This window comes from Methylobacterium sp. E-041 (assembly GCF_022829665.1).
Classification (GTDB): Bacteria; Pseudomonadota; Alphaproteobacteria; order Rhizobiales; family Beijerinckiaceae; genus Methylobacterium.
This window is the reverse complement of sequence record NZ_JAKSYQ010000027.1, coordinates 71373-79954: the sequence shown is the minus strand read 5'-3', so window position 1 is coordinate 79954 and position 8582 is coordinate 71373. Positions and strand designations below refer to the sequence as shown.

At 68.3% G+C, this 8582-nt stretch carries 8 protein-coding genes and 2 pseudogenes; 6 read left to right on the top strand and 4 right to left on the bottom strand.

Translation table 11 applies throughout. The features are described 5' to 3' along the window. Both xoxF5 and MKK70_RS01505 read left to right on the top strand, forming a co-directional pair. Nucleotides 1-532: pseudogene (gene xoxF5, locus MKK70_RS01510) on the top strand (lanthanide-dependent methanol dehydrogenase XoxF5); the annotation flags it as partial. A 94-nt stretch (nt 533-626) separates the two neighbouring features. Continuing rightward, nucleotides 627-1262 (top strand): 2,3-bisphosphoglycerate-dependent phosphoglycerate mutase, encoded by a 636-nt coding sequence (locus tag MKK70_RS01505; protein ID WP_409565425.1) that lies wholly within the window; start codon nt 627-629, stop codon nt 1260-1262. Here the strand turns inward: MKK70_RS01505 and MKK70_RS01500 are convergent. The 3 genes from MKK70_RS01500 to MKK70_RS01490 are packed head-to-tail and all read right to left on the bottom strand — an operon-like array spanning nt 1252 to nt 3037. Next, nucleotides 1252-2055 (bottom strand): phosphatase PAP2 family protein, encoded by an 804-nt coding sequence (locus MKK70_RS01500; protein WP_147840829.1) that lies wholly within the window; start codon nt 2053-2055, stop codon nt 1252-1254. The genes MKK70_RS01505 and MKK70_RS01500 overlap by 11 nt on opposite strands. Then, on the bottom strand, nt 2052-2219 hold the full coding sequence (locus MKK70_RS01495) for a hypothetical protein (RefSeq protein WP_187278719.1): 168 nt from the start codon (nt 2217-2219) through the stop codon (nt 2052-2054). Before MKK70_RS01495 ends, MKK70_RS01500 begins: the two co-directional genes overlap by 4 nt. A 53-nt stretch (nt 2220-2272) precedes the next feature. Continuing rightward, nucleotides 2273-3037, bottom strand: coding sequence for a COG4280 domain-containing protein (locus MKK70_RS01490; protein ID WP_147840830.1), 765 nt, complete (start codon nt 3035-3037; stop codon nt 2273-2275). A gap of 148 nt (nt 3038-3185) precedes the next feature. On the opposite strand from MKK70_RS01490, the gene MKK70_RS01485 reads away from it, so the two are divergent. Together MKK70_RS01485 and MKK70_RS01480 are read left to right on the top strand one after the other, a co-directional pair. Beyond that, nucleotides 3186-4034 (top strand): MurR/RpiR family transcriptional regulator, encoded by an 849-nt coding sequence (locus tag MKK70_RS01485; RefSeq protein ID WP_187275329.1) that lies wholly within the window; start codon nt 3186-3188, stop codon nt 4032-4034. A 49-nt stretch (nt 4035-4083) separates the two neighbouring features. After that, entirely contained in the window at nt 4084-4851 is a 768-nt protein-coding gene (locus MKK70_RS01480; RefSeq protein ID WP_147840832.1) for a hypothetical protein, read from the top strand. Nucleotides 4852-5267: 416 nt separating this feature from the next. Here MKK70_RS01480 and MKK70_RS01475 read toward each other — a convergent pair. Next, nucleotides 5268-5846, bottom strand: a pseudogene (locus tag MKK70_RS01475) (STAS domain-containing protein); the annotation flags it as partial. A gap of 206 nt (nt 5847-6052) precedes the next feature. On the opposite strand from MKK70_RS01475, the gene MKK70_RS01470 reads away from it, so the two are divergent. Both MKK70_RS01470 and MKK70_RS01465 read left to right on the top strand, forming a co-directional pair. Then, nucleotides 6053-7150 (top strand): YeiH family protein, encoded by a 1098-nt coding sequence (locus MKK70_RS01470; protein WP_147840833.1) that lies wholly within the window; start codon nt 6053-6055, stop codon nt 7148-7150. Between the two features lie 101 nt (nt 7151-7251). After that, nucleotides 7252-8391 carry an adenylate/guanylate cyclase domain-containing protein gene (locus MKK70_RS01465; RefSeq protein WP_147840834.1) on the top strand — a complete coding sequence of 380 codons (1140 nt, stop codon included), beginning with the start codon at nt 7252-7254 and terminating at the stop codon, nt 8389-8391. The last annotated feature ends 191 nt before the right edge of the window (nt 8392-8582 follow it).

Here is an 8582-nt window from a genome sequence, read left to right as displayed (position 1 = left end):
GAAGACCAACCTGTTCTACGTGCCCACCAACCACGTCTGCATGGACTACGAGCCGTTCCGGGTGACCTACACCCCGGGCCAGCCCTACGTCGGTGCGACCCTGTCGATGTACCCCGCGCCGAACAGCCATGGCGGCATGGGCAACTTCATCGCCTGGGACGGCGTGAAGGGTAAGATCGCGTGGTCCGATCCCGAGCAGTTCTCGGTCTGGTCGGGCGCCCTCGCCACCGCCGGCGACGTTGTCTTCTACGGCACGCTGGAAGGCTACCTGAAGGCCGTCGACTCCAAGACGGGTAAGGAACTGTACAAGTTCAAGACCCCGTCGGGCATCATCGGCAACGTGATGACCTACACCCACAAGGGCAAGCAGTACGTCGGCATCCTGTCGGGTGTCGGTGGCTGGGCCGGCATCGGCCTCGCGGCCGGCCTGACCGACCCGAACGCCGGCCTCGGCGCGGTGGGCGGCTACGCCGCCCTGTCGAGCTACACCAACCTCGGTGGCCAGCTCACCGTGTTCGCCCTGCCGAACTGATCGGTCGCGAACACCAAGGAGCCTAGGGTGCCGGCGCGGGTCCTCCGCGCCGGCATTTCCCTGTCCGCACCACCCTTCGCCCGGAGCCCGCGTGATCGCCTCCCCAGTACCCCCGCCGGGGCGATGTCTCGTCCTCGTCCGCCATGGCCAGAGCCAAGCCAACGCCGACGGCCTTTTCACGGGACTGCTCGACTCACCCCTCACCGAGCGGGGCCGACAGGAAGCCTGCTCGGCCGGGCTGCGGCTCAAGGACGAAGGATTTCGCTTCGCCTCAGCCTTCACGTCGACCCTCGCGCGGGCCATCGCGACCTCCCGGCTGGCGCTCGATGCCCTGGGGCAGGCCGATCTGGTGCCCCTCCGGGATGCCGCCCTGGACGAGCGCGACTACGGCGACCTCAGCGGCCTTGGCAAGCAGGGCGCCTACGAACGTTTCGGGGCGGAGCGGATCGAGGGCTGGCGGCGCTCCTACAAGGGTCAGCCGCCGAACGGCGAGAGCCTCCGGGACACCGTCGCCCGGGTCGTGCCCTTCCACCTAAGGCATATCCAGCCGGCGGCGATGCGCGGTCCAACGCTGGTCGTCGCCCACGGCAACTCGTTGCGGGCCTTGGTGATGGTGCTCGAAGGACTGGGCCCAAGGGAAATCGAATCCGTCGAGATCGCGACCGGATCGATCCGGGTCTACGAGTTCGGTCCGGATACCACCATCGCATCCCGCCGCATCATCGACTGAGCTCCGGCTCCGTGCCCGTTCCGGATCGAGCCGGTGCGGCCTCGGCTACTTCCCGCTCGATCTCGCCGCGGGATTGAAGCCAGAGGGCGAGGATCCAGCAGGACACCGCCCAGGCCGCGCCCACGCACCATCCGGCGAGGACATCGCTCGGGTAGTGCACGCCGAGGTAGATCCGGCTCAGCCCAACCGCCACCGTCAGGAACACGCTCAGGCCCATGAAGTACGACTTCATACGGCGGTCGGCGCTCCCTCGGGTCAGGAGGACGCCGAGTGTCAGGAAGGTGACGGTTGCAAGCGTTGCGTGACCGCTCGGGAAGCCCGGCGTGAAGACCCGCACCGCGTTCGGGAAGTCCGGCCTGGGCCGGTCGATGCCGTACTTGAGCAAGGTGCTTGCGATTGCGCCGCCGAGGACCGCGGCCACCATCACCATCGCGAGGCCGCGCTTGCGGACCAGCATGAGGTAACCAACGGTCGCGGCCGAAAGGAAGCCGAGGAAGACGAAGCTTCCCAGCGCGGTGACGTCCCGTCCCGTCTCCTGCACCCAGGCCGGTCCTATGGGGATGGCGAGATCCTTGCCCGTTCGAAGCGCGGTGAGCACCGCCAGGTCGAACCGTGCTGTTCCGCCCTCGATCACCTCGTCGGCGAGAAGCCCGAAGCCGAGGAGCAGTGCCACGACGAGGAAGGCGCCCGCCGCCAGCCCGAAGTCGCGCTGCCCCATGCGTGCTAGGAGCGATGGGGTGATCTCGGCGGCCTTGATCTCATCGGTCGCGACCGGCAGCGAGGGCCGGGTCATCGCGGCGCCCCGGAACGCCTGAGGACGCTTTCCACCAGGATCAGGCCTAGCCCTCCGAACAGGAAGATCGCGGCCGATGTCGTGCCGGCCTGTCCGTAGGCGCGCACCAGCCAAGCCGCCCCGACCCAGGCGACGATGGAGGCGGCGAAGCCGACATCGTCCACGACCAATCCCAGGAGTTCGCGAAGGACGGTTCCGAGCCAGTGCATGCGGATGCCTAGAGGTTGGGAAGGGGACGAAGGGCGGCGGCACGTCGACGGCACGTCGGCACGGCCAGAACCGAGAGGCCGAGGAAGCCCGCGGTCAGCGCCGCGACCGCCCAGTCGCCGCCGGGCCAGTCGAGGCCGATGCCCTCGCCGACCCAGAACGCGCCGAAGGCCGACAGGAGGACGCCGACCGTGAACTTGAGCGTGTTCTCCGGCACCATCGACAGGGGGCGGTGAAGCGCGACGCCGAGCGCCACCACGACGATCAGGGCGCCGAGCGCCCCGAGGCTGGCGGGGACCAGGAGTCCCGCCCCGCCCGCACCGACGGCGACGACGATGAAGACGACTTCCAGGCCTTCGAGCATGGTGATCTTGAAGGCGGTGGTCACGGCCACCGCATCCCATCGAAGGCGGCCGCCGCCTCCGGTGCCCAGCGCGGCCGCCTGCTTGCCGTAAGCCTCGTCCTCGTCGTGCAGGGCGATGACCCCGGCGGAGCGGAGGATGGCCTTGCTCAGCCAACGCATGCCGAACAGCAGCAGCAGGCCGCCGACGACGAGTTGTACGTCCCGCAGGGGGATGCGGGTCAGCAGTGGGCCGAAGAGCAGCACGATGGCAAGGAGGACGGCGAGGGCGCCCGCGGCGCCCGCGAGGGCGTTCCGCCAACCCCGGGTCGCGCCGACGGCGAGCACGATGGTGAGGGCCTCGACGAACTCGACGATGGAGGCGAGAAACGCCGCAAGTGCCGTGGGCCATGCATGCACCCAGTCGATGGCCATTCCGATCCTCCCTGCCACTCGACCGCTTGGCCGGACGCGGTTTCCGTCGGGAGGAAATGTCGCTCTTGCTACCGATGTCAACATCATTGTAGAAAATGCTACATCATGGTTCCAAACGGGGCACCACCGACTGGCGGAGTCGAAGCCGATGGCGGACGAGTTCGGCGACACGGTCCGGCGGCTGATGCCATCCCTGTCCCCCGCCGTTGCCCGGGTTGCGGGTTACCTGGATCAGAACCGGGCGACGGTTCTCGCAAGTTCGGCCCAGCAGATCGCCACGCATCTCGCGACATCGGACGCGACCGTGATCCGCGCCGTCCAGGCGCTGGGGTTCGATGGCCTGCCCGATCTCAAGCAGGCGCTCGCCGCCGGACTCGACGGCCGACGGACGCCGGCGACCGACATGCGTCGAACGCTGGCGGAAGTCGGCGCCACCACCGGCGATGCCATCGATGCCGTGCTGGAAGCGCACCGGGAGGGGATGGAAGCGCTCCGGACCGAGGACGGACGCGCGGGTATCCTCGCGGCGGTCACCGCCCTGCATCCAGCGACCCGGATCGGCGTCTTCGGGATCGGCCCCTCCGCGCATCTTGCCCGGTACGTGGCCTTCCAACTTACGCGCTCGGGACGGCAGAGCCTGCTTCTCGATGCGACGGGATGGTCGCTGGCCGACCAGTTGCTGGGCCTGCATGCCGACGACGCGGTCGTACTCCTGGCCTACGGCAAGCCCTACCGCGAGGTGCAGGCCGTGATGGGCGAGGCGCACCGTCTGGGCCTGCCCGTGGTCCTCGTGACCGACACGGAGACCAGCACCATCGCCCGCAAGGCCACGGTCGTGCTGTTGGCCCGTCGCGGCCGCGCGAACCAGGTCGCCCTTCACGCCACCACGCTCGTCGCCCTGGAGGCCGTCATCCTCGGCCTGGCCGCGGCCGACCGCGACACCGCCCTTCGGCAACTCGCCAACCTCGACCGGCTGAGGAAGCTGATCGGGTCCTGAGCGGCAGCCGTGACGCCGCCGACCCATCGACCTGACGGAGGACCCATCCATGGCCGACGACCGAACCGGTATCGAAGTGAGCAAGGTCCCGGAGATCACGCTGGCCTTCTGGGGGATCAAGATCGTTGCCACGACCCTGGGCGAGGTCGGCGGCAACGCCGTCACCCTGACGTTGGGTCTGGGCTACCTCGTCGGCACCCTGATCTTCGCGACCCTCCTGGCTGTCGCCGTGGCGGCCCAGATCAACGCCAAGCGGTTTCACCCGTCCCTGTACTGGGCCGTCATCACTGCGACGACCTTGGCGGGAACGACGATGGCCGATCTCTTCGACCGGTCGCTGGGCATCGGCTACCTTGGCGGGTCGCTATCCCTCCTCGCGCTCGTGCTGGGCTCGCTCGGCCTCTGGTACAGGTCGGAGGGGACGGTCGCGGTCGAGACCGTCGCGACCCCGAAGGTGGAATGTTTCTACTGGCTGACCATCATGTTCTCGCAGACGCTCGGCACCGCGTTGGGCGACTGGATGGCCGACGACACCCCACTCGGCTACAACGGAAGCGCCCTGCTGATCGCCGGCGCCCTGGCCGTCACGGCCGGTCTCTACTTCTTCACGAAAACCTCCCGCACGGCGCTGTTCTGGGCCGCCTTCATCCTGACGCGTCCGCTCGGTGCGACGGTCGCGAACTCGCTCGACAAGCCCTCTGCCCAGGGTGGCCTGGGGATCAGCGACCTGACCATCTCGGTGGTGCTCGCGGCGTTGATGGTCGTATGCGTTCTGGTCGTTCCCCAGAGGGCCGGCCACCATCCGGCGTCGGCTTAGCCTCGACGTTCCGAGGAAGGCCGAGGCGGGAATTTCGCGGGTCGTCGATTTCTGTGCCTCCACCCTTGAGGCAGATCGAGGACCGGCGTCGCTCCCATGTGGGCCTTCCCCCTGATCGCGAAAGCGTCGGGGATACGGTCGCGCGGATCGTCCCGTCCCACCTGACACTCGTCCAACGGAGCGCGATGCGGGGCGCGGCCGCGGTCCCCGGCCAGGGCAAAGCGTTGCGGGCGTCGGCGATGGTGCCGAAAGGCCTTTGGCCGAGAGAGGTCGAGGGTCATCGAGGTCGCACCTCCCGACAAACGCCGCAAACCTGCCGACCCGACTTTCAGACCGCGCACCCGAGGGACCTGTCGCACCGGCGGATGAAGACGGCAGCCCGCATCCGTCCGCCCTTGCGAAGGATGACGCCACGGTCAGTGGCCGCCCACGGCGAAGGTCGCCCCCGGCTTGTCGTGGGTGCCGACGCGCTCGACCATCGTGGCCGTCGCCTCGTTCATGCCGACGACGTCGACCGCGATGCCGTGATGACGGAACTTCAGCACGACCCGGTCGAGGGCGTTGATGGCCGAGATGTCCCAGAAGTGCGCCGCCTGCAGGTCAGTCACGACCGCCCGCAGGGCCTCCTCGCGAAAACCGAAGGCGGCGTGGAAGGCTTCGGCCGTCGCGAAGAAGATCTGCCCGGTGACCTGGTAGGTCCGCACGTCGCCCTTACCGTGGGACGACCGGACGGCGAAGAACCTCGTAACCTTGTGGGCGAAGAACAGACCGCTGAGGACCACGCCGAAAAGGACGCCCTTGGCGAGGTCGTGGGTGGCGACCACCACCGCCACGGTGCCGAGCATCACGAAGCTCGACGCCTTCGGGTGGGTCACCAGGGTCCCGTGCGACTTCCACTGGAAGGTGTTGATGGCCACCATGATCATCACCGCAACGAGGGCGGCCATCGGGATCCGGGCCACGTAGGGACCAAGCACGACGATCAGGAACAGCAGTCAGGATCTATGAGCTTGCTGCGGACACGACGATCACGGCCCGCTGGATCGACGGGTGAATCCGCCTGTCGGCCCCTCACAATGCGTCTCCGCAAACTCTGAAGGGGTCCGCATTTCATCTATTTCAGTGATGAAAAGCATCTAATCATTCCGTTGGAGTGAATGAACGGGACCTGGGATCCTCCGGCATCACATCGGAGCCATCCATGTCCGCGCCCAGACTTTTCTCCCACTCTCGTCCGACGCGTGCCTTGGCCGGCACGAGAGCCATCCTTCCGGGACTGGGCCTCTGCGTGGCGGTCACCGCCGCAGCGATCGGCTTCGAAGCCGCCGAGGCGCACCTGTTCGGTCGTGCCTGGCTCGAAGCCCTGGTGCTCGCGATCCTGCTCGGCAGCGCGATCCGCACCATTTGGACCCCGTCGCAGCGTTTCTTTCCCGGCATCGCCTTCGGGGCCAAGACCGTGCTGGAGATCGCGGTCGTACTGCTCGGCGCGTCGCTCAGCCTCGCGACGATCCTCGCCGCCGGACCGGGCCTGCTCTTCGGCATCGCGGGCGTCGTCGTCGTGGCGATCCTGTCGAGTTACGGCATCGGCCGAGCGCTCGGGCTGCATCCGCGCATGGCGATCCTCGTGGCCTGCGGGAACTCGATCTGCGGCAACTCGGCGATCGCGGCCACGGCCCCGGTGATCGGCGCCGACGGCGAGGACGTCGCCGCCTCCATCGCCTTCACCGCGGTGCTGGGCGTGCTGGTGGTGCTCGGCCTGCCGCTGCTGGTGCCGCTGCTCGGTCTGTCGCCGATGCAGTACGGCGTGCTCGCCGGCCTCACCGTCTACGCTGTTCCGCAGGTCCTCGCCGCCACCGCGCCGGTCGCGGCGCTCAGCGTCCAGGTCGGAACCCTGGTGAAGCTCGTCCGGGTGCTGATGCTAGGCCCGGTCGTCCTGGTGCTCTCCCTCGGCGCGAGCCGGCTGCGCGAGGAGACCGACGAGGCTGCCCCCGGCGTCACCGCCGGCGACCGCCCGGCCCGCGGCGGCCTCGCGATCCACCGCCTGGTGCCGTGGTTCATCCTCGCCTTCCTGGCGCTCGCGGGCCTTCGCTCGGCCGGGCTGGTCCCGCAGGTTGCGCTCGCGCCGATGTCGGAGACCGCCAACGTGCTGACCGTGGTCTCGATGGCGGCGCTCGGCCTCGGGGTCGACGTGCGCAGCGTCGCCAAGGCCGGGGCGCGGGTGACCCTCGCGGTGGTCGCCTCGCTCCTTGCGCTAGGCGCCGTCAGCCTCGGCCTGATCCACGTGCTCGGCCTCGTCTGATCCGCGCTATGGCATCGATCCGAATTCTTGATGAAAGAACTGCCGTGACACGTTCGTCCCAATCTTCGTCCGAGGCGGTCGCGCAGGCGACGGGATGGTTGATGGGGCCGGGTCGCGAAGCGGCGGACGCGGCAGCCCTTCTCGACGGGTTCAGCGCGTGCCTCTCGGGGCTCGGCCTGCCACTGGCCCGCGCCACCACCCACGCGCCGACCCTGCATCCGTCGTTCCGGTGGGTGATGCGCGTCTGGCATCCCGGAGCGTCGAGCCTAGCCCTGCGTCGCCGCCACGGCATCGAGGGTACGCCGACTTTTCACGGCAACACCGTCGAGCACGTGGTCGAGACCCGTACCCCATTCCGATGCCGTCTCGACGGGGATGGGCCGCTGCCGTTTCCCGTGCTGGGCGAGCTTCGCGACGAGGGTCTGACCGACTACCTCATCGTGCCGCTGCGCGCCGCGCGTGGACGCATGGGCGCCGCCTCCTGGGCCACGGCGAGACCGGGCGGCTTCACGCCGATCGAGATCGACACGTTGCTGGCGCTGGTCGGGTCTTTCTCGCTGCTGTTCGAGATCAAGGCGCTCGACGACATGCTCGGCGCGGTGCTGAGCGCCTATGTCGGGCGCGACCCGGCGCGGCAGATTCTGGCCGGCACGGTGCGGCGTGGCGACGTGCGCCTGATGCGGGCCGCGATGATGCTGACTGACTTGCGCGGGTTCGGTGAACTGTCCGACCGGCAGAGCCCAGACTGTGTCGTGGCCGCCCTCAACCGGATGTTCGATGCCATCGTGCCGGCCATCGAGGCGGAAGGCGGCGAGGTGCTGAAGTATATCGGCGACGGGCTACTGGCCGTGTTCGATGCCGATCGCAACGAGGCCGCGGCGCGCCGTGCCGCGTTGCATGCCGCCGAGGCCGCACTCGCTGCGCTTGCGACCCTGCGCGACGGTGACACAGCTGCCTTCGAGGTCGGCGTCGCACTTCATGTCGGGGAGATCGCCTACGGCAATATCGGCGGCGGCGACCGGGTCGATTTCACGGCGATCGGCCGCGATCTCAACGTGCTCGCTCGCGTCGAGCGCCTGTGCAAGACCTACGACACGCCGCTGATCGCCACCGACACCTTCATCGACGGGTTGGCACATGCCCTCGAACCTCTCGGCACCGTCGCCCTTCGCGGTTTTTCAGAGCGTCACGCCCTGTTCGGGCATCGCAGGACCGCGCCCGTCGGCGCGCCGGCGGCGTGACGCCGAGACGGCGTCCTTGATCGTCCCATCGTAGATCGAAACTTCTCAAATCATCGCGTTTGGAGATCATTCACATCGCGAAAGACCGTTGGAAGGAATAAATCGTATCCCGTAGCATCTCCATGGTCGCGAGGAATCGCGACGGGTCCGATGCCCTCGAACGCATCGACGCCGACATTCTTAGGGGAGAG

Excerpts from the sequence above, each read along its gene's own strand:
- MKK70_RS01490 (WP_147840830.1), bottom strand. The coding sequence starts at position 3,037 with ATGGCCATCGACTGGGTGCATGCATGGCCCACGGCACTTGCGGCGTTT.
- MKK70_RS01500 (WP_147840829.1), bottom strand. The coding sequence starts at position 2,055 with ATGACCCGGCCCTCGCTGCCGGTCGCGACCGATGAGATCAAGGCCGCC.
- MKK70_RS01470 (WP_147840833.1), top strand. The coding sequence starts at position 6,053 with ATGTCCGCGCCCAGACTTTTCTCCCACTCTCGTCCGACGCGTGCCTTG.
- MKK70_RS01480 (WP_147840832.1), top strand. The coding sequence starts at position 4,084 with ATGGCCGACGACCGAACCGGTATCGAAGTGAGCAAGGTCCCGGAGATC.
- MKK70_RS01485 (WP_187275329.1), top strand. The coding sequence starts at position 3,186 with ATGGCGGACGAGTTCGGCGACACGGTCCGGCGGCTGATGCCATCCCTG.
- MKK70_RS01465 (WP_147840834.1), top strand. The coding sequence starts at position 7,252 with ATGGGGCCGGGTCGCGAAGCGGCGGACGCGGCAGCCCTTCTCGACGGG.